The 20,186-nt window shown below is 32.8% G+C and carries 13 protein-coding genes and 3 pseudogenes; 15 read left to right on the top strand and 1 reads right to left on the bottom strand.

What is annotated here, in order from left to right:
• Window positions 1-158 precede the first annotated feature (158 nt).
• A pseudogene (locus tag SJY24_RS31375) lies at window positions 159-985 on the bottom strand (DUF2935 domain-containing protein).
• 244 nt (window positions 986-1,229) lie between these two features.
• Here SJY24_RS31375 and SJY24_RS31370 point away from each other — a divergent pair.
• From SJY24_RS31370 to licT, 15 genes and pseudogenes are all read left to right on the top strand, one after another.
• Window positions 1,230-1,847, top strand: a pseudogene (locus SJY24_RS31370) (IS4 family transposase); the annotation flags it as partial.
• Window positions 1,848-2,005: 158 nt separating this feature from the next.
• Window positions 2,006-3,568: an anthrax toxin lethal factor-related metalloendopeptidase gene (locus SJY24_RS31365; RefSeq protein WP_377867503.1), complete on the top strand. Its 1,563-nt coding sequence runs from the start codon at window positions 2,006-2,008 to the stop codon at window positions 3,566-3,568.
• 145 nt (window positions 3,569-3,713) lie between these two features.
• A complete protein-coding gene (locus tag SJY24_RS31360; RefSeq protein WP_377867502.1) occupies window positions 3,714-4,352 on the top strand; it encodes a phosphotransferase in 639 nt (212 codons plus the stop codon).
• Between the two features lie 48 nt (window positions 4,353-4,400).
• The gene (locus SJY24_RS31355) at window positions 4,401-4,727 is read left to right on the top strand and encodes a hypothetical protein (protein WP_377867501.1); all 327 of its coding nucleotides are present in this window, start codon (window positions 4,401-4,403) and stop codon (window positions 4,725-4,727) included.
• A 266-nt stretch (window positions 4,728-4,993) separates the two neighbouring features.
• Window positions 4,994-5,368: a GntR family transcriptional regulator gene (locus SJY24_RS31350; protein WP_377867500.1), complete on the top strand. Its 375-nt coding sequence runs from the start codon at window positions 4,994-4,996 to the stop codon at window positions 5,366-5,368.
• A gap of 2 nt (window positions 5,369-5,370) precedes the next feature.
• Window positions 5,371-6,240, top strand: coding sequence for an ABC transporter ATP-binding protein (locus SJY24_RS31345; protein ID WP_377867499.1), 870 nt, complete (start codon window positions 5,371-5,373; stop codon window positions 6,238-6,240).
• On the top strand, window positions 6,224-6,697 hold the full coding sequence (locus tag SJY24_RS31340; RefSeq protein ID WP_377867498.1) for an ABC-2 transporter permease: 474 nt from the start codon (window positions 6,224-6,226) through the stop codon (window positions 6,695-6,697). The genes SJY24_RS31345 and SJY24_RS31340 overlap by 17 nt, the downstream gene beginning before the upstream one ends.
• A gap of 270 nt (window positions 6,698-6,967) precedes the next feature.
• Window positions 6,968-7,819 (top strand): annotated as a pseudogene (locus SJY24_RS31335) (transposase).
• Window positions 7,820-8,662: 843 nt separating this feature from the next.
• The gene (gene hblC, locus SJY24_RS31330; RefSeq protein ID WP_377867497.1) at window positions 8,663-9,982 is read left to right on the top strand and encodes a hemolysin BL lytic component L2; all 1,320 of its coding nucleotides are present in this window, start codon (window positions 8,663-8,665) and stop codon (window positions 9,980-9,982) included.
• Between the two features lie 63 nt (window positions 9,983-10,045).
• A complete protein-coding gene (gene hblD / locus SJY24_RS31325; protein ID WP_377867496.1) occupies window positions 10,046-11,275 on the top strand; it encodes a hemolysin BL lytic component L1 in 1,230 nt (409 codons plus the stop codon).
• A 31-nt stretch (window positions 11,276-11,306) separates the two neighbouring features.
• Window positions 11,307-12,440, top strand: a complete 1,134-nt coding sequence (hblA, locus tag SJY24_RS31320) for a hemolysin BL binding component B (protein ID WP_377867495.1) — start codon at window positions 11,307-11,309, stop codon at window positions 12,438-12,440.
• 560 nt (window positions 12,441-13,000) lie between these two features.
• Window positions 13,001-15,610, top strand: a complete 2,610-nt coding sequence (locus tag SJY24_RS31315; protein ID WP_377867494.1) for a putative mucin/carbohydrate-binding domain-containing protein — start codon at window positions 13,001-13,003, stop codon at window positions 15,608-15,610.
• A gap of 541 nt (window positions 15,611-16,151) precedes the next feature.
• Window positions 16,152-16,721, top strand: coding sequence for a hypothetical protein (locus tag SJY24_RS31310; protein ID WP_000782840.1), 570 nt, complete (start codon window positions 16,152-16,154; stop codon window positions 16,719-16,721).
• Between the two features lie 477 nt (window positions 16,722-17,198).
• Window positions 17,199-18,614 (top strand): phosphatidylinositol-specific phospholipase C, encoded by a 1,416-nt coding sequence (locus tag SJY24_RS31305; protein ID WP_377867493.1) that lies wholly within the window; start codon window positions 17,199-17,201, stop codon window positions 18,612-18,614.
• A gap of 485 nt (window positions 18,615-19,099) precedes the next feature.
• Window positions 19,100-19,951: a BglG family transcription antiterminator LicT gene (gene licT / locus SJY24_RS31300; protein WP_000905739.1), complete on the top strand. Its 852-nt coding sequence runs from the start codon at window positions 19,100-19,102 to the stop codon at window positions 19,949-19,951.
• Window positions 19,952-20,186 lie beyond the last annotated feature (235 nt).

Below are 20,186 nucleotides of genomic sequence, written 5' to 3'. Positions count from 1 at the left end.
GGAGAGTTTTGCTAATGTCTAAAAAAGTTTACTCTGCGGAGGATAAATTTAATATATTGAAAGAATGGGAGGATGGTAATTATTCACTAAATGAACTAGAGTCCATTTTTAAAGTAAGTCGCATCAACATTTATAGATGGAAATAAAAAATGGATACTCTAAAACCAGGAAAAGGAAAAGAGGCTAACAATAAATCGCCATCTTCTATTGTTTGTAAGATGAGCATCAAACATATCAATTATTTCAAGGAATCTGTCAGTTTCACGGAAAACAGGGTCTGCTAATAGTGGATGAATGATACTCTTTATCTTACATTGCTCAATTAAATCACGTGCCGTTTTCTTAAAATCTCTAAGAGCTGTGACTGACACACGATTCTGATCCAAAAATTGATCTAAAAGAGGAACTGTTTGGGATTGTGGTTTCATAGATTCTAAGTCAATTGCTTGATACATCAATCCATCAAAATCATTGCTAAAATTCCGGGCTATATCTACAAGTTTTCTTTCCGATGGATCAAGAAGATGATCAATAAATTTAGCATGGTCTGCCATAATCCTTAAAAGAAAACATTTTCTTTAATAATAGCATCAGGAAGAGCATCCAATCTATCTTCATTTAATTCAATTAAGCGTTTTCTAAAATAATCAGCTTCCCAACTTGTATGGTCAACTAACAGTGGGAAATTATTTTGTCCTGGCAATTTACATGTGAGAATTAATCCTAGAATTTTTCGTTTAAATCCAAAAATATTAGTTGCAGCTTGTTGTACCTCGGAATTAAATCTTTTTATTTGCTCAGGATCTGTTGCAGTTGTATAGGAATGCGCTATTTGTTCGATATGTTCAAACAATCGATAAAATTGATTAGCCTCTTGGATTAATTGGGTATCCTCACATCTAAACCCCAATCGAAGAAATAAAGAATGCTCTTTCATGATTCTAGACCAAAAACAAATTTCATTTAATGATCGCTCAACAAACATTCCAGATGTAACACCTGTATCAGGATGTAAAGAAGCTTAATTCCTATTCATTCTCAATCCCTCCAGTAAATACTAAGCTAATTCTATTCTTATCAATAAGCATATAGAAAAATGCCATCAATAAAGGTTCAATATGGCTATAAGGTCCTACCACATCGCTATCAAGATAAGAAGACAAAATCCTCCTAACATGAAAAAGACGTTATTCTTTCTGAGGAATCATAGGAAAGGATGGCAGTTTTTTATGTCTATTTCTGTATCCAATGAATTACAACTATTTGCTCAAGAGATTCAAAGTTTTTTATCTCCAAATACCTTACGGGATCTTGCTAGAGATGTTGGTTTTGTACAACGAACCAGTAAGTACCAAGCAAAAGATTTAGTCGCTTTATGTGTATGGGTGAGCCAAAATGCAGCTATGACTTCTTTAACTCAGTTATCTATTTGTTTAGAAGCATCAACCGAAGCACTCATCAAGTCCTGAGGGACTGAATCAACGGTTTAATAAGGCGGCCGTCCTACTTTTACAACACCTACTAGCCGAACTACTAAGCAAAAAATTGGCCGCATCTATGCCGATTTCTTCTCCATACACTTCTGTTTTTAAGCATATTCGTATTTTAGATTCAACTGCATTTCAATTCCCGGATGTATTTTCATCGGTTTATCCAGGTGCAGGAGGATGCAGCCATACGGCTGGGATAACAAATCAACTTGAGTATGATTTGTTAAGTGGAGAGTTCCTACATATTCATACAGGTCCAGGTAAACAACTTACGGCTCTCTGTGTGTCCCAACTGTAACAGCAAATGATTTATGTTGTTTTCATTTAAAAGACCTTCAATACATACAATATAAAGAGGTAAACCAGTATGGAAAATAAAATTAACCCTGAATTATTGGAATCATGAAATGAGGCTTTTAAAAGGAATGCTTATTTCTTCAATCACTATCAATTTTGTTTTTGAAATATCCCTATTTAATCAAAGGTATTAAAAATCATATAATAGGAGGATTTATATGAAAAAAAATACAATTTTGATATTATTGATATTTATTTTTTCTATTTCCCTTACAAACCATCCCCTTGCAGCCGAAACTTTAAATAAACTTGAGTTTATAAAAGAACAACAGACTAAAAATGAAAATCTTATTCATATTGATATAAGAGGAAATAATGTGGAAGAATATCAAGAGGCACAACATATGGTTGATAGAATAAAAAAAATAAAAAGCAGCATACTTGATAAATTAGTGGCAGACGGAACATATGTAAAACTTGTTAATTATCCTATCACTGAGTCTGACGAGTACAGGGACCTAAAGGGATTAATTCCACGAGGATGGGAAGGGCAAACCAATGCCGAAGGAAAGCAATTGACCTGGGATGATGTACCAGGTGTGGGATCTGATATTGGTGGCAAACCTGTAATGGCTAGAATAGGTTTTAGTGAAAGAGGGAAGGGGCATGGTTCCATTAATTTAGAACTTCATGAAATAGCGCATGCAATTGATCGAGTGGTTTTTTTAAATATAAGTCATACTGATTGGTTTGATGTTCCTTTCAGTCAAGAAAGACAGAAATTTTTCCCGGATAAATATTACGAAAATAAGGAAGAATATTTTGCGGAATGTTTTACATATTATTATTTTAGCGAATCATCCAAGCAAGAGCTAAAAGATAAGGCTCCATTGACTTATAGATACATAGATTTATTAATTAAAAATGTTCAAGGGGATTCCGATTCAACAGAACCTATTAATGAACTATTAGACGGAAATCAATTTGCTTGGTCCTTAAAAGGATATAGTGATCGAGAATTCGCAAAAGTAGATTATAACAAGAAGGCAGAAGAGATGAAGATAAAATTGGAAGCTGGCATACCACATTCCTACTTTAATAGTACGTATGCAAGTATTAAAGTCCAGAACTCATCGGGTATTGTTGTGTACAATAAAAAAATCGTGGGTAATAGACAACAAAATGTGGGAACTCAAACAGTTCCCGTAAAATTGGGGGATTACATTGAATTTACTCATATAGAAGGAGACGCACAAAAGGAAAAGACACGAGCTACTTTAACCAATCTTGAAAATAACAAAAATGAAACAATTGGAAAGACAGCAAGGTATCAGGTTATAAAAGAAGGCTTGAAGAAAATCGGAAAAATGCCAGAAACAACAGTTTTAGACGGAAATCAATTTGCCTGGTCCTTAAAAGGATATAGCGATCGAGAATTCGCAAAGGTAGATTATAACAAGAAGGCAGAAGAGATGAAGATAAAATTAGAAGCTGGCATACCACATTCCTACTTTAATAGTACGTATGCAAGTATTAAAGTCCAGAACTCATCGGGTATTGTTGTGTACAATAAAGAAATCGTGGGTAATAGACAACAAAATGCTGAAATCCAAACCGTTCCCGTAAAAGTAGGGGATTATATTGAATTTACTCATATAGAGGGAGAAGCACAAAAGGAAAAGACACGTGCCACACTACTTAATCTTGAGAATAGTAAAAAAGAATATATGGGTAAGAAAAGAACATATCAAATTACTTCTACGGGATTATTAATAAAATAATTGTAAAATTTTCCTATCCGCAATATGATAATAATGCAAGGGGAAATAAGGAAGCGGGGGACGTCGATTTATGAGTGTAGGTATTATGACTCATAACGAGGTTATTAGATTTGGTGATGCATAGTTACTTCCATTAGTATCAAACTTGTACGGGTTGCAAGGCTATGAAGTCAAGCCGGTTAAGGCACATACCGGAGGGCGTAATGTCGTTTATACCTGTGAGAAAGAGGGCACTGATGCCAAGATACTTAGAATCTCCTTTTTAAATGACAGAAGCCGAGAAGATTTTCTGGGAGAAGTTGAGTACATCAGGCATTTATTCAAGCATGGAGGAAGTGTATCGGATGTAATCAGCTCTAAGAAGGGGAAACTGCTGGAAGAGATTATTTATAATAATCATACCTTTTTTATCTGTCTATTTAAAAAGGCAAAAGGAAAAATGCTTGTGGAAAGTAATTATAGGTACCGGGAAGGATTTCCGATCTCCGAGTATTATTATAATTGTGGTAAATCCCTAGGAAAACTGCACCAAATATCAAAGGGGTATACTCCTGTCCACCGCCGGAATAATTTTTCTGAAAAGTATAATGCCGAATATATCGATAAATTTATACTTGACTCGTTATCGCTACTTAAGGAGAAGATGATACAGCTCCTTAAAACCTTAGAAAGATTGGACAGGAACCGTGAGTCATTCGGTATGGTCCATTTTGATTACAACGATGGGAATTATTCGATAGATTTTGATACGGGGCAAATAACCGTATATGATTTCGATAATTGATGTTACTGCTGGTATATGTTTGACCTTGCAAGTCTCTGGACAAGCGGAATGGGTTGGATACAATTTGAACCAGATGCCGATAAACGTAAAAAGTTTATGGATAATTATTTTGAAGTAGTCCTCGCAGGATACAGATCTGAGACCAAAATTGAAAATTTGATGTTAGAAAAGTTACCCTTATTTATCAAAGTAAACCTCATGGAATCTATTGTAGAGGAATTCGACTGTATGCGGAACAAAGGTGAAGAACCGGAATGCGATGAAGAGTTGTCATATCGCATAAAATGCTTGGAAGACGATATTCCGTATATAGGATTTTTCCATAAAGTTTACTCGTGCAAAGAACCCTTTGAGTATGAGGAGCGAAATATATAGTCTTTTTGTAGCAACCCTTAATAATTTCTTAAGTTGATGGGTATGGTGTACCGCCACATCGCTATCAAGCTAACAAGACAAAATACCCCCTAAAATGAAAAAGGCGTTATTCTTTCTGAGAAATCATAGGAAAGGATAACGCCTTTATTTCAATATGACGGTATCCTGTATGAAAAATTAACATCGCTCCAAATGTGTATATTGTATATATTGTATACATTGTGTATAATATGTTCATAAGCATTTAAGAGGCAAGGAGTTCAATCATGAAAATCTTACTATCTAATAAGTCTAAGTCGCCTATTTATCAACAAATCATTGATCAGATTATATTACAAATATCAAATGAAACATTGAAAGTAGATGATTCGTTGCCTTCTATGCGTTCATTAGCAAGAGACTTGAAGGTAAGTGTTATTACTTCAAAAAGAGCGTACGAAGAACTTGAAAAAGCGGGTTACATCTACTCTATAGTAGGGAAAGGCTCGTTTGTTGCAAAACAAACAAAGAAAAAACGAGCGGATGAACCAAGTGATCCAATACGTGATAAGTTCAGTACAATCGTTCGAGAGAGTAAGGCTAATCATTTATTAAGGGATGAGTTAATACAAATTATTAATCATATTTATGAGGAGGAATAAAAATGGAGAACATTGTAAAAGTGAAAAATATTTCAAAAACATATAAGGGATTTTCTTTAAAAAATGTATCATTCAGCATCAAAAAGGGGTTTGTAACGGGATTTATTGGCGCAAATGGTGCTGGGAAAAGTACGACAATTAAACTTATTATGGATCTTATTAGCAAGGATAGCGGAGATATCACAGTTTTTGGTAAAGATCATCAAAAGGACCAAGTTTCTATTAAAGAGCGTATTGGATTCGTATACGATGACAATATCTATTATGAAGATATGACAATTCATCAACTAAAAAAATTCATTGCTCCAGCGTATAAAAAATGGGATGAAAATCAGTTCCAATCCTACTTACAGCGCTTTGAGTTACCAATTAACATAAAAATGAAAGAGCTGTCTACAGGGATGAAAATGAAGACTTCCCTAGCATTTGCACTTTCACACCATGCCGAATTTATACTTATGGATGAACCAACATCTGGACTCGATCCTGTATTTCGAAGAGAACTTTTAGACATCCTTTATGATTTAATGGTCGATCAAGATAAAACAATTTTTTTCTCCACACATATTACCACTGATTTAGATCGTATTGCTGATTATATTGTATTTATTCATAATGGTGAGATTGTGTTTGAAAAAGATATACATAGTATTTCTGAAGAATATGCAATTGTAAAAGGGGATAAATCCATGCTTACACCGAAAATCAGAGAACAATTAATCGGGATTCGTGAAACAAACGTGGGATTTGAAGCACTCACAAGTAACGCCAATCGTTCACGTATGCAATTAGGGAATGATGTATTAATTGAAGAAGCGACATTAGAAGATATAATGTACTATACAAAAAAGGGGAATGTTCAATATGTATAATTTAATATTAAAGGATTTTCGATTGCAAAAATTAGTGATCTTACTCTATGTACTTGGTATATGCTTTTTTATAGGGACGTTTGGAAGTTTTGGGTTCATAGTCGTTTTGGTGGCGGGTTCTTATATGATAAATCTACATTATTACGACGAAAAGAATAATAGTCACAAATTTGTTAATAGCCTGCCTTATAGTAGAAATAAAATTATTATGTCAAAATATATCGGTACAGTGTTGTTTACAATTCTAGTAGTTCTATTCTCGTTATTGATTCAAGTAGTAATTCAAGTTGCATCCCCGACTTATGGAGTTGAAATTGAAAATCCACAGACAATTGTGGTTAGTGTTCTTACTGTCATGTTGTTTACGTCTATCTACTTACCATTTTTCTATCGCTTCACCAATAAATATTTGATGGCTGCTGTCACCATTATTTTCCCTGTATGTGTTGTTTTATGAGAGGCCAATTGAGGCATATGTAAACATTACTGACCTTGTATATAGCGTTACTAATCAATTTACTACTAATCAAATAATTACATTTGCTTCAATCGTTACCATGCTTATATTTATCGGTTCTTACTTCTTAACGTTGAGAATTTATAAACGTACTGATTTTTAAAAATTCTTTTTAACTAAAATATAGAATATAATAAAACAAAGTTCCCCCCTCAAATAAAAAAATGCGCTATTCTTTCTGTAGAATCATAGGAAAGGATGGCGTTTTTTATGTCTGTTTCTGTGTCTGACGAATTACAACTATTTGCTCAAGAAATTCAAAGGTTTATATCTCCAAATGCCTTACGGGATTTTGTTAGAAATGTTGGTTTTGTACAAATAGCCAGTAAATACCAAGCAAAAGATCTAGTAGCTTTATGTGTATGGTTGAACCAAAATGTCGCTACGACGTCTTTAACCCAGTTATCTAGCTGTTTAGAAGCATTAACAGAAGTACTTATCAGTCCTGAAGGACTGAATCAACGAATTAATCAAGCAGCCGTCCAATTTTTACAACATCTATTAGCTGAACTACTAAACCAAAAACTGACCTCATCTATGCCGATTTCTTATCTATATACTTCTGTTTTCAAGCGTATTCGTTTTAGATTCAACTGCATTTCAACTTCAGGATATATTTTCATCAATTTATCCTGGTGCGGGAGGATGCAGCCATACAGCAGGGGTAAAGATACAGCTTGAGTATGATTTATTAAGTGGACAATTCCTTCATATTCATCATTGTAAAAAGATAAAACGAGAACGATTGGAATGCCATTTGTATGGGCAACTGATCGCCATTCTACTTTGTTCTTCTACCATGTTTCAAATGCGGCAATTGCTTCTTATGAAAAAGGAACGAGAACTGAGTGAATATAAGGCCATATATATGATTAAAGATTACTTTCTTTTTCTTTTCCAAGCTAAACAGAAAGACACCCAAGAGCTATCAAAGATTCTAATTCGCCTGTTCAACCTCCTACAGAAAACGGGAGAAAATCTCATCGATATGAAAAGAAAACAGTCTTTGATATATTAGGTGTCGTTTACAATTGTACCATGTTTGATAATCAAGCCGCTTAAATTAAAAAATTGAAACCCATTAGGGCTTATTTCGTATGCAAATCTTTAAATCCCCTACACGTAGCTTTTAGAAAAGAAACAACCTCTACTATAACTAACGTTGTATGGGCTTAGCTTGATAGCGATGGGGTAGTGTCAGGGAAATGAGGATTTACAACGTTAAGGAAATTACAATATTAAAAAGCCCAATTTCTCATTATCTTAAAATTGAGAAATTGGACTTTTTTCAAGAGTTTTTTTCACAATCTGTAAAAATGCAACAATTATTATTGTACGGACGATTTATCCAATCAAGTGCAGGAGGAGAATGTTCTCCTGTGATGTTTATAGCAATGTAATTACTATGTAGAAGATAATAATATTAGGGGGGATTTTAGCTGAATATTCCTATATGAATATGTAATTTTACATATTCATATAAAAGACAAAGATCTACAAAGTAATGTTAAATTATATTGAAAACATTTTTTTGAAAGGGATTTATATAGATTTAAGAAAATTAATAAATTTTAATGGTTAATTATCACAGTATAATTATTTCACCTTATGAAGTGAAAGTTGTCTTTAACTTTTTTAGATATAATTTTTTTGAATTTGAACAATTAATATCTGAAAATTCAAATACAATCGATGTGATATTCTGGTTTACTTATGAAAAACATAGTGTTTAAAATGAAGGGGAAGTAAGGTCCTTACATTCTATCAAAAATAAATAGAAACGAAATACGATTGTACTATCGGAAAATTTCCATCCTCGAGTGTATGCGAGAAGAAATCGTAACGTTAGTTTGTAAAACATATACGATTAAGATTGTAAAAAACAACGGTAAAGAGGTGTACGGAATGAAGAATAAAATTATGGCAGGATTTTTAATAACATCAATCGTTACTGGAGCGACTATTCCTATCAATACTCTCGCAATACCAATTGTTCAGGCAGAAACGGAGCAAGATAGTATAGATATTTCCTCATCATTACGAAAAATAGGTGCACACTCCAAGTTAACACAGACTTTTATAGATGGAGCTTTAGCAAGTCCTAATGTGCAACTGGAAGAAGTTCCATCTTTACATACAAATCAATTTCTAATTAAACAAGATATGAAAGAGTGGTCATCAGAACTTTATCCAAATTTAATTCTACTAAATTCAAAAAGTAAAGGATTTGTAACAAAATTTAATAGCTATTATCCAACATTAAAAGAATTTGTAGATAATAAGGAAGATAAAGAAGGATTTTTAGATAGACTGGAAGTCCTTCAAGGCATGACTATAACGAACCAAGAAAACGTGCAACGACAGATTAATGAGTTAACAGATCTTAAGCAACAGGTAGATAAAAAGCTAAAAAACCTTGATACTGATGTGGCAAACGCACAGAGTATACTTAGTTCAGAGGGAACAGGAAAAATAGACAAGTTTAAAAATGAAATGCTAGATACAAAAAAATCAATTCAAAATGATTTACAGCAAATAGCATTGTTACCAGGAGCTTTAAATGAACAAGGGCTAAAGGTGTTCCAAGAAATCTATAGTCTATCAAAAGATATCATCGAACCGGCTGCCCAAACAGCGGTAGCAGCGTATAACAAAGGAAAAGAAATTAACAACGCAATTGTAGAAGCGGAGAAAAAAGCAGAGCAAGAAGCAACAGAAAAGGGAAAATCAGCCTTAGAAATTGAAGTTGCCAAAAAAGAAGCACGTGAAGCGATAGAGAACAATAAAAAAGGTGAAATTGCAGCAGCTGCAGTTACAAAAACAAAAGAATATGATCTTATGAAAGTAATTGATCCTGAAAAAATCAAAAAAACATATAGTACCTTTGCTGAAATTAATAAACTAACAGCAGAGCAACGAGCGTATTTAGATGATCTAGAGAAACAAAATCAAAAGTTATATGATTTAACAACAAAATTAACAGTAGCAGATTTACAAAAATCAATGATTCTTTTCATGCAAAATGATTTGCATACATTTGCTAACCAAGTTGATGGAGAAATTGATCTAATGAAACGCTATAAAGAAGATTTGAATCTAATAAATAATAGTATTACAAAACTATCGACTGAAGTTGATACTGTTAACAATCAGTCTCAAAAAGATACATTAAGACGACTAAAAAATGTAACGAGCCAACTCGAAGAACAGGTTAATAAATTTTGATATTAAGAACTTAGGGTGAACAAAAAGATAAGAACCCATCTGAAAATAAGGAGGAGAATAAAAATGATGAAATTTCCATTTAAGGTCATAACTTTGGCCACTTTGGCAACTGTTATAACTGCTACGAATGGTAGTACTATTCACGCACTTGCACAAGAACAGACAGCACAAGAACAGAAAATAAAAAATTATGCGTTAGGGCCTGAAGGGCTAAAGAAAGCATTGGCTGAAACAGGGTCTCATATTCTTGTAATGGATTTGTACGCAAAAACAATGATTAAGCAACCGAATGTAAATTTATCCAATATTGATTTAGGTTCAGGAGGGGGAGAATTAATTAAAAACATTCACCTAAATCAGGAACTGTCACGAATCAATGCAAATTACTGGTTAGATACAGCGAAGCCAAATATTCAAAAGACAGCACGTAATATTGTAAATTATGATGAACAATTTCAAAATTATTACGACACATTAGTAGATACTGTGAAAAAGAAAGATAAGGTAGGCCTAAAAGAAGGTATAGGTGATTTAATCGGTACAATTCATACAAATTCAAAAGAAGTCACAGAAGTCATTAAGATGTTAGAGGCTTTCAAAACAAAGTTGTATACAAATACTGTAGATTTCAAAAATAATGTTGGAGGTCCAGATGGTCAGGGGGGCTTAACGGCTATATTAGCGGGAAAACAAGCGCTAGTCCCACAACTTCAGGCAGAAATTGAGAATCTACGTTCTACTCAGAAAGCACATTTTAATAATGTATTAGCATGGTCAATTGGTGGTGGATTGGGAGCAGCTATTTTAGTTATTGGAACGATTGCAGGAGCGGTAGTAATTGTTGTAACTGGTGGCACAGCAACACCGGCTGTTGTGGGTGGTCTTGCAGCTCTAGGAGCAGCTGGTATTGGTTTAGGAACAGCAGCTGGTGTTACGGCATCTAATCATATGAACTCCTATAACGAAATTTCTAATAAAATAGGAGAATTAAGTATGAAAGCCGATCTGGCTAACCAAGCAGTTATTTCACTTACTAACACAAAAGACACTTTAACATATTTGTATCAGACAGTTGATCAAGCAATTATGTCTCTAACAAGTATTCAGCAACAATGGAATACGATGGGGGCAAATTATAAAGATCTATATGATAATGTTGATCAAATGCAAGAACATAAACTTTCTTTAATACCTGACGATTTAAAGGCTGCTAAACAAAGTTGGAATGATATTCATAAGGATGCAGAATTCATTTCAAAAGACATTGCTTTTAAACAAGAAAAAACAAACTAAAAATCAATATATATGTATAGGAGGAATTAAAGTGAATAAAAATTTTCCTTATAAACTACTTGCTGTATCGACGTTTTTAACTCTGACAACAACCACGGTAGTTTCTCCAGTGGCAGCCTTCGCAAGTGAAAGTAAAATGGAACAAACTAGTACCGAAGATATATCTCTTTCTGTAAACAGCGAAAAGATGAAAAAAGCTTTGCAAGATGCTGGGGTATTCGCAAAATCCATGAATGACTATTCTTATTTATTGATTAATAACCCAGATGTAAACTTTGAAGGAATTGATATTAAAGGGTATACAAATCTACCTAGTCAAATTCTACAAGATCAAAAAAATGCAAGAGAGCATGCTACTAAATGGGATAAGAACATAAAAAGACAACTTTTAGATACGTTGACGGGTATTGTGGAGTATGATACCAAGTTTGACAATTATTACGATACACTAGTAGAAGCCATTGATGAAGGAGATGGAGATACATTAAAAGAAGGAATTACAGATTTACAAGAAGAGATTAAACAAAACCAAGCGTATACACAGAATTTAATACAAGAATTAGCTAAATTAAGAGATAGTATTGGAGAAGATGTCCGAGCATTTGCAGGTCATAAAGATATATTGCATTCGATTCTGAAAAACCAAGCATCTGGAATTGATGAAGATGAAAAGCGCCTAAATGAAGTTTTAGAGCAAGTAAGACATTTTAAACAAGTAGAATCAGATGGAATAATAACTGTATCAATTCCTTCAATTCCTACGTGGATTGCTGGTGGTGTAATGATAGGGGTAGCAAGAAATAATTTAGGTACGTTAGAGCCGTTGTTAGCACAATTACGTCAGACTATAGATTATAAAGTAACATTAAATCGTGTAGTTGGTGTTGCGTATAATAATATTAATGAAATGCACAATGCGATTGGATCGGCTATTAATGCACTTACCTATATGTCTGCACAATGGCATGATTTAGATTCTCAATATTCGGGAGTGCTTAGTCATATTGATAAAGCATCCCAAAAAGCGGATCAAAATAAATTCAAATTCCTAAAACCTAATTTGAATGCAGCGAAAGATAGTTGGAAAACATTAAGAGCAGATGCGTTTACATTAAAAGAAGGGATAAAAACATTAAAAATGGATCCTGTATCTTCAAAAAAATAGGGGGATACTACATCTATTGCAAAGTTACGTAAATAGTCATAAGATAATTAATCGTTTTTTTATACAAAAAAAGGCGAGGGTGTATTAAGGATTTCGTCTTTTCATTTTATCTAAAGAGTAGCAATCAGGTTCAGGTACAATAAAAAATAAGATTTTCAGGGAATAACTTAGAAAAGATTGTGAAGGTTTAAACAAACGTGGTTACGATTGTTTGAACCTTTAAAGTTAAATAACCTTTATGAATTTCCCGTGAGATTCTAACCGTGAATATTGAAATTTATTTACTTATTTCGCCAATTGAACACATTTATACAATTTGATGGAGGTTAAGCATACTGAATCAAAACATAATAGGTTGTTATCGATGAGTTTATCATATAAATGTTATTTAATGTGTCATCAACTAACATTTATATACAATAATAAATAAAGAAAAGGAGATTACTATGAGAAAAAATAGAGTAATAGATACAGCATAAATAGCATGAATAGTTTTGGGTGTAAAAACATGAAAAAGAAAAAAATCCTTAAGAGTATTAAGGAAAAATGAGGGAGATATTATGGGAAATAATTCAACACATAAAACTAGAAAAATACTTGCAGCTACTGCTACATTAACTATGCTTGCGACTGGAATGGTTTCTTCATCAGATGTCTTTGCGGAGGAAACGCAGCAACAAAAAAAATTATCAACATCACTGCTAGAGGGAAAGTCAATTAAATCAGAAAATAGAACTTATACAGTCCCAGGAAAAGGGGATGTTGAGATACTAAAACAACAGGAAAGAAAAAGTATGGCATTTAGTCCATATGAACCAACTGGTTTATATGCAAAGCCAAATGAACAAATAACGATTAATGTAGAAGGAAATCAAAATATTCAAGCATACATTGGAACGTATTCGTATGATGCTTCTTGGAGAGAAGATTCTAAAATAAAATCATTTACATTAAAACCCGGTATAAACACAATCCAATCTCCAAATGGGGGGATGATTTATTTTTATAATAAACAACAAGGGGGTACCATTCGAACAACAGTCACAACAGGTGGAACGACTACTCCTTTCTTTGAACTAGGCAAGCATACGAAACAAGATTTAATAGACATGCTGAACCAATATCCAAATGCACATGCAGTGGAGTTAAAAGGAGAACGTGTATTAATTACGGCCAGCCCTGCACGTGTTAAGAAATATTTGTTGGGCTCTAATACAGATCCTGTACAACTCTTAAAAAAGATGGATGAAGCTACTCGAATTCAAGACAAAGTAGCTGGATTATCCGAGGAACAAGCAGATAAACATTATATTCATTACGTAGAAGAAAATCATTCTCCCGATTATTATATGTATGCAACTTCTTATCGAACCGCATATGTAGGAGATGCAATCCAATATGTGTTAGATATTAATAAATTTATAAAAGATGGTTGGGGTCCATGGCATGAGGCAGGGCATTTGAGACAGCAATCACCTTGGAAGTTTTATAATATGACAGAAGTACAAAATAATATTTACAGCCTTTCTGTAGAAAAAGCATTCACATCTAATCAACCTTTTAGATTGCAACAAGAGGGTGCTTATAATAAGGCATTTCAATACTTAGAACAATCTAATAAAAATTATGACGAAATTAGTGATGCTTTTGTTAAGCTTGTTATGCTTTGGCAGCTACAGTTAGCATATGGAGAGGACTTCTATCCTAAATTGCATCAATTGTATAGAGACATGCCTTCAAATGAAATTCCACAAACGGATGAAAATAAAAAACAATTATTTATGATTTCAGCATCAAAAGTAGCCAAACAAAATTTGATTCCTTTCTTTGAGAAGTGGGGATTACGTCCGAATAATGATACTATTCAAAAAGTAGCTGCATTAGGATATCCAATTTTAACAGCAGAGATTTGGAAGGGTACGGATTCTAATCCAATTAAACCAGATATGCCTAATGTAAATAATATTTTAGAAGGAAACAAGTTTGCATGGTCATTAAAAGGAATTAGTGATTTCGAGTTTGCTAAAATTAATTTCAATAAGTCGACAGAAGAAATGCAAATTGACTTAAAAGCAGGTATACCGCATCATTATTTTAATGAAACGTATGCGAGTATTAAAGTACAAAATGCTTCAGGAAAAGTAGTATACAATAAAGACATTTATGGAAACAAACAACAAAATGCTGAATCGCAAAAGGTTCCAGTCAAAGTAGGCGATTATATTGAGTTAACACATCTAGAAGGTGTGAATAGAGCTACTTTCACAAATATAGACAAAAGTAAACAAGAAAGCTTTGGGAAAAAAGCAATGTATGAAGTTACAAAAGAAGGCTTGAAGAAAGTAGAAAAAATGCCAGAAGCAACAATTTTAGATGGAAATCAATTTGTATGGTCACTAAAAGGGATTAGTGATTTCGAGTTTGCTAAAATCAATTTCAATAAGTCGACAGAAGAAATGCAAATTGACTTAAAAGCAGGCGTACCGCATCATTATTTTAATGAAACATATGCGAGTATTAAAGTACAAAATGCATCAGGAAAAGTAGCATACAATAAAAATATTTATGGAAACAAACAACAAAATGCTGAATTGCAAAAAGTTCCAGTCAAAGTAGGCGATTATATTGAGTTAACACATCTAGAAGGTGTGAATAGAGCTACTTTCACAAATGTAGACAACAGTAAACAAGAGAGCTTTGGAAAAAAAGCCATGTACGAAGTTACAAAAGAAGGTCTGAAGAAAGTAGAAAAAATGCCAGAAACAACGGTTTTAGACGGAAATCAATTTAGCTGGACCTTAAAAGGTTATAGTGATAGAGACATCGCAAAAGTAGATTATAATAGGGCAACAGAGAAAATGCAGGTGAAGTTAGAAGCAGGCGTACCACATTCTTACTTTAATAATACGTATGCAAGTATTAAAGTACAGAATTCATCTGGTAGTGTTGTGTACAATAAGGAAATCGTGGGAAATAGACAACAAACTGCTGAAAGCCAAACCGTGCCTGTAAAAGTGGGAGATTACATTGAGTTTACCCATATAGAAGGGGAAGCAGTAAAGGAAAAGACACGCGCTACACTAACTAACCTTGAGAATAGTAAACAGGAATATATAGGTAAGAAAAGAACCTATCAAGTTACTTCTACGGGATTAAACAAAATAGATTAATATGAAGAACCTTCGAATTATTAGTAAGGTGCCAAATAGTCGTTCATTATGAACGACTATTTGGCTTTTATTTAAAGAAAAGTGAAATGAAAATACTCTCTCTTATATATACTCTTATTTTCATCAAATGCTTTATTTTTTAATGTAACTTGTAAACTCTCTCATTTTTTATCTGTGAAGAAATTTTATAATAGAACCTAAAAATAAATATGAAAGTTTGTGTTAATTTATTAACTTTAATATGATTTTTCGCTGCAATTATAGTGTTAGTAATATGATTTTACTATGTTTATAGAGTATATATAAAGATTTAAGATGATAAACTATCTCATAAAAGGCTATTATCTAATCATTTATCTGAAAATTACGAAAAGGTGTGTAGATAGATATTATTGTAAATACATATATAATTAATTTTAATTTTCTGACACTACTTATCGGATGCTCTTATAATAATCTTTGGCCTATATTGTGATAAAAAGATTGCACGGTGTCAGTATTTAAAAGGTTATATATCATAACTTAAAGGGGGAAGAAAACTATGAAAATGAAGAGTAAGATGATCATGACAACAGCGCTTGCAGCTACTTTAGCTACAGGTGCATTGCCTACTACATCGGTATTTGCTGCAGAAAAAGAAGCACCTATTCAACAAAAAGAGTCACAAATTAGTATTCAACCGTTGGCACAGAATAATTTGGAAACAGCTGTTAATGCTGCTTTACATGGTCCCGAAGTCAAAAAAATCAAAGTATTTGAGCACGAATTTAATGTAAAACCAATTGAAGTTGTAAATTTAGCTGGCGGTAAAAAATATGTTAAGGGACAAATTTCTCATCATTTAAGTTTTCGTCCAGATGATCAATTTTATTATGAGTTTACAGTACAAGATGGAAAGGTGATAGATAAGCCTGTATTTAATATTGATAGGGGTGGTTTTACACCATTTGTGGCTCCGCTTTTATCAATTCTTGCTGCGTATAATGGAATCCCAGTTAATCCAAACGATTTAAACTCACTTGGTCAACAGATGGGAAAAGTTATAGATGGAAGCTGGGAACAAGCAGCACAATCTATTGCCACTGTAGTTAGTTTAACTTTTAATGAGTAGGAATTGAAGGGGAAATAAGATTTTGTTTAGTTTTGCAGAAGCCCATTTTTCGTAAGTATCCTTGTTATAAAAACTTTTAAATAAATATAAACCAAGTATTAACACACCTGTTATATTTTCTTAATTTGTTAACAATCTTGTCTATCATATATGTCACAAAATAGGAGTCTTGTTTAAGACTTCTGTTTTGTGTGTATAAAAAATGAGTGGCTTCAATTCTTTTTAAGATCCGTGAAGTATGATGAAGAACGGTGTCTTTACATGTCTATGGTTCGGCTCTATGAAATTTGTATATGCATGAATCTGATGGTTGTTGGATGAACCGCCATGGCCCTTCAAAATTTGAAGTAACAGACCGCTATCAAAAAATATTTTCAAGCAGAAAATCTCATTATTCTGGGAAAAGAAGCAATGTATATTGTAAAAAAACGTACCTTATTTTATGAGATAAATCTATTAAAAATTAGGAGAGATATAATGAAGAAAATAAAAATGAAAAACATCTTAAAAAGTGGAATCCTTACTTGTTTTACACTTGCAAGTTTATGTACGACTTCTACAGTATTTGCTGATAGTCATCCAGGTTATTCCTATGAATCCAATATAGGCTATCAAAATCCAACATGGATGTCAAAACTAGAAGATACAAAAAGAATAAGCGAAGTATCTATCCCGGGGACTCATGGTTCAATGGCTTTACATGGGGCAAGTTTTATTGATGAAAATTTGACAAGAAATCAAACAATGACCCTATCTCAACAATTCAATGCAGGAATTCGTTATGTAGACATGCGTGTTAAACGTGTAAAAGATTCTTTTGCGATGCACCATGGAATTGTAAATCAAAAAGCAATGTTTGAAGATGTATTAAAAGAGACAATTCAATTTCTAAGAGAAAATCCTAAAGAAACTATTTTAATGCGTTTAAAGGAAGATACTGATCCTGAAAGTGGCTCGCTATCATTCGAGGAAATATTTAAAAATTATAAAGACCGTAATGCTTCCTATTTTTGGGATCTGAATTTTGTACCATCCTCAGAAAAAAATAATCCTAAGTTAGGAGATGTTCGAGGGAAAATTGTAATATTACAAAATTTCTTGGCATCTCAAGAATATGGTATTAATTATGAATCTTTGAATACCCAAGATAAGTTTGAAGTTGGCACTGGACCAGACGGAATGTATGAAAAATGGAATGCGGTGAAAACCCATCTTCTAAATGCAAATAATAACTTTAACAATGGTAAGATCTATCTCAACCATTTTAGTGGCACAGGTGGTGCAGTAGCATTATTGAATAATTGTTACCCTTGGTTTGTTGCAAGCGGAAAAGAGAGCAGAAATACTAATAGTAATCCAAAACTGATTCAAAAAAATGTAACAAATGAATGGAGGGATTTCCCTCGTGACATAAATGGACAAGTATTTTATGGGGGAATGAATACACTTGGAACTGATTTCATACAACAAGGTGGTATTAAGCATTCTGGTATTATTGCTGCTGATTTTCCTGGACCAGGTTTAATAGATAGTATTATCAGATTAAATGGGATAGACTCAAGTGAAAAAGAAATATTAATTTCCCAAATTTCTTCTGAATCTAAGCCATTATCTGGACAAAAAAATCGATCAAGTCAAAACTTTAGCATTAATAATTTGCCCACAGGAACAAAGGGATTAAAATGGGTTATCGAGCCTACAGAAAAAGATAATGCTTCTACTATTTCCTTCAATGTTATGATTGATGTTTCTCTGGGGACGGATTCTGTTCGTTGGGGAAACATTTCGAATGGATCTAGGACTGAAGCATATACAAATTCTAAATACTATATTGCAAACCCAAGTGGCGCAACAAACAAATTTACAGTGAAAATATACGCTATTACAAATTAAGGCTTTAGTGTAAAGTTTCTTCATAAGGATAAGGTTCTATTCTTATCTCTTTTTTAAACGAACAGACTATGCTAATTGAACTGTTCGTTTTCTTATGATAACAAAAAAGAGCGTCAATACTTAAAATCCTCACGGACTGTTTGAAGTGGTGAGTAGTTCAAATCAATGCATAGTAGAGGATTGCGAGCTATGATTCGTATTCAATTTATGCTACCAATCCTTTGGTCAACATGTTCTTTTAAACCGGTTAAAAAAGAGGAAATAATATGTAATTATAAAAACATATTGAAAACGCTAACATTGTTAGCTATAATCAGGGTATAAAACTTCAAATGGATTGTGACTGTTCGGCAGGCAAAACCTAAATTATGGTGAAACCAGATTTTGAAATACTGGATTCTAATTAATTTAGGTTTTTTTATACTCTAAAGTATATAGCTGCTGCTGAGCAATCAATATCTAAAAACCTAATAAGGTGATGATATATGCTCATAAAAAAAGTTTTCAATAATAATGTTGCTTTGGTAAAACGTACTGGAACAGAAATGATTGTCATGGGTAAAGGAATTTCTTTTCAAAAAAAAGTAGGTGAATATATTGATGAATCCATAGTGGATAAAGTATTTGTGCTAGAGAAGGAAAGTCAAGTATCGAATAAATTATTACAATTAATTAATGAGATTCCTACGGAACACTTCGAGCTTACTACCCAAATTGTGGAATATATAAAGAAACAAATTTCTAACTCAATTAGTGATAATATTTATCTTACCTTAACTGATCATATTAACTTCGCAATTAATCGATTTCAACAAGGTCAAATTATTAAGAATCCTTTATTTTGGGAAATAAAAAAGTTTTATCCAGAAGAGTATAATGTTAGTTTAACAGCTCTTACAATAATTAAAGAACATACTGGATTTGAACTACCAGAAGAAGAAGCAGGTTCTATTGCCTTACATGTAATTAATGCACAACAAGATAATATAGTAATGGAAGAAACCATTATGGTAACAAAAATAGTAGGAGAAATTTTAAAAATTGTAAACTATCATTTTGGAATCAAATTAGATGAAAAATCTCTGAACTATAATCGTTTTGTGACACATTTAAGGTATTTTGCTTATCGTCTCTCTCGTAATGAACAAATAGTAGAAGAAGATAGCTTATTATTTCAACAAGTTAAGGAAAGTTATCCGGAAGCTTACGGTTGTGCAAAGAAGATAATGGCGCTTTTAAAATCTAACTACAATCAAAAACTTACAAAAAATGAGATTACTTATTTTGTTATTCATATAAACCGTGTTACTCAAAGAAAACTAAATCAAAATGATTAATTTACAGGATTGTGACTGTTTGGCAGGCAAAACCTGAGTTGAAGCTTATGTATATACATAGTTTCAACTCAGGTTTTTTATATTTCTGATGCTACATTTTATAGCATTGACCCTTATCTAATCAAAAGCTAAGAAATTCTCTTAGAAGAAACCTTTTGTTTCTCCAATTTCCTCTTTTGGTGTCCAAGGGGTTAAGAGTTTGAGTACAAATCTCTAAGGAAATTCAGGCTATCTT

Origin of the sequence: Bacillus sp. R86525, from assembly GCF_042466195.1 — a bacterium.
Taxonomy (GTDB): Bacteria; Bacillota; Bacilli; order Bacillales; family Bacillaceae_G; genus Bacillus_A; species Bacillus_A nitratireducens.
Note: the sequence above shows the minus strand (reverse complement) of the source record. Positions and strands in the feature narration are given on the sequence as shown.

Coding starts and splice junctions, on each gene's coding strand:
- SJY24_RS31345 (WP_377867499.1), top strand. CDS start 5,371: ATGGAGAACATTGTAAAAGTGAAAAATATTTCAAAAACATATAAGGGA.
- SJY24_RS31310 (WP_000782840.1), top strand. CDS start 16,152: ATGAAAATGAAGAGTAAGATGATCATGACAACAGCGCTTGCAGCTACT.
- hblC (WP_377867497.1), top strand. CDS start 8,663: ATGAAGAATAAAATTATGGCAGGATTTTTAATAACATCAATCGTTACT.
- hblD (WP_377867496.1), top strand. CDS start 10,046: ATGATGAAATTTCCATTTAAGGTCATAACTTTGGCCACTTTGGCAACT.
- licT (WP_000905739.1), top strand. CDS start 19,100: ATGCTCATAAAAAAAGTTTTCAATAATAATGTTGCTTTGGTAAAACGT.
- SJY24_RS31315 (WP_377867494.1), top strand. CDS start 13,001: ATGGGAAATAATTCAACACATAAAACTAGAAAAATACTTGCAGCTACT.
- SJY24_RS31305 (WP_377867493.1), top strand. CDS start 17,199: ATGAAGAAAATAAAAATGAAAAACATCTTAAAAAGTGGAATCCTTACT.
- SJY24_RS31340 (WP_377867498.1), top strand. CDS start 6,224: ATGTTCAATATGTATAATTTAATATTAAAGGATTTTCGATTGCAAAAA.
- SJY24_RS31355 (WP_377867501.1), top strand. CDS start 4,401: ATGGGTTGGATACAATTTGAACCAGATGCCGATAAACGTAAAAAGTTT.
- SJY24_RS31365 (WP_377867503.1), top strand. CDS start 2,006: ATGAAAAAAAATACAATTTTGATATTATTGATATTTATTTTTTCTATT.
- SJY24_RS31350 (WP_377867500.1), top strand. CDS start 4,994: ATGAAAATCTTACTATCTAATAAGTCTAAGTCGCCTATTTATCAACAA.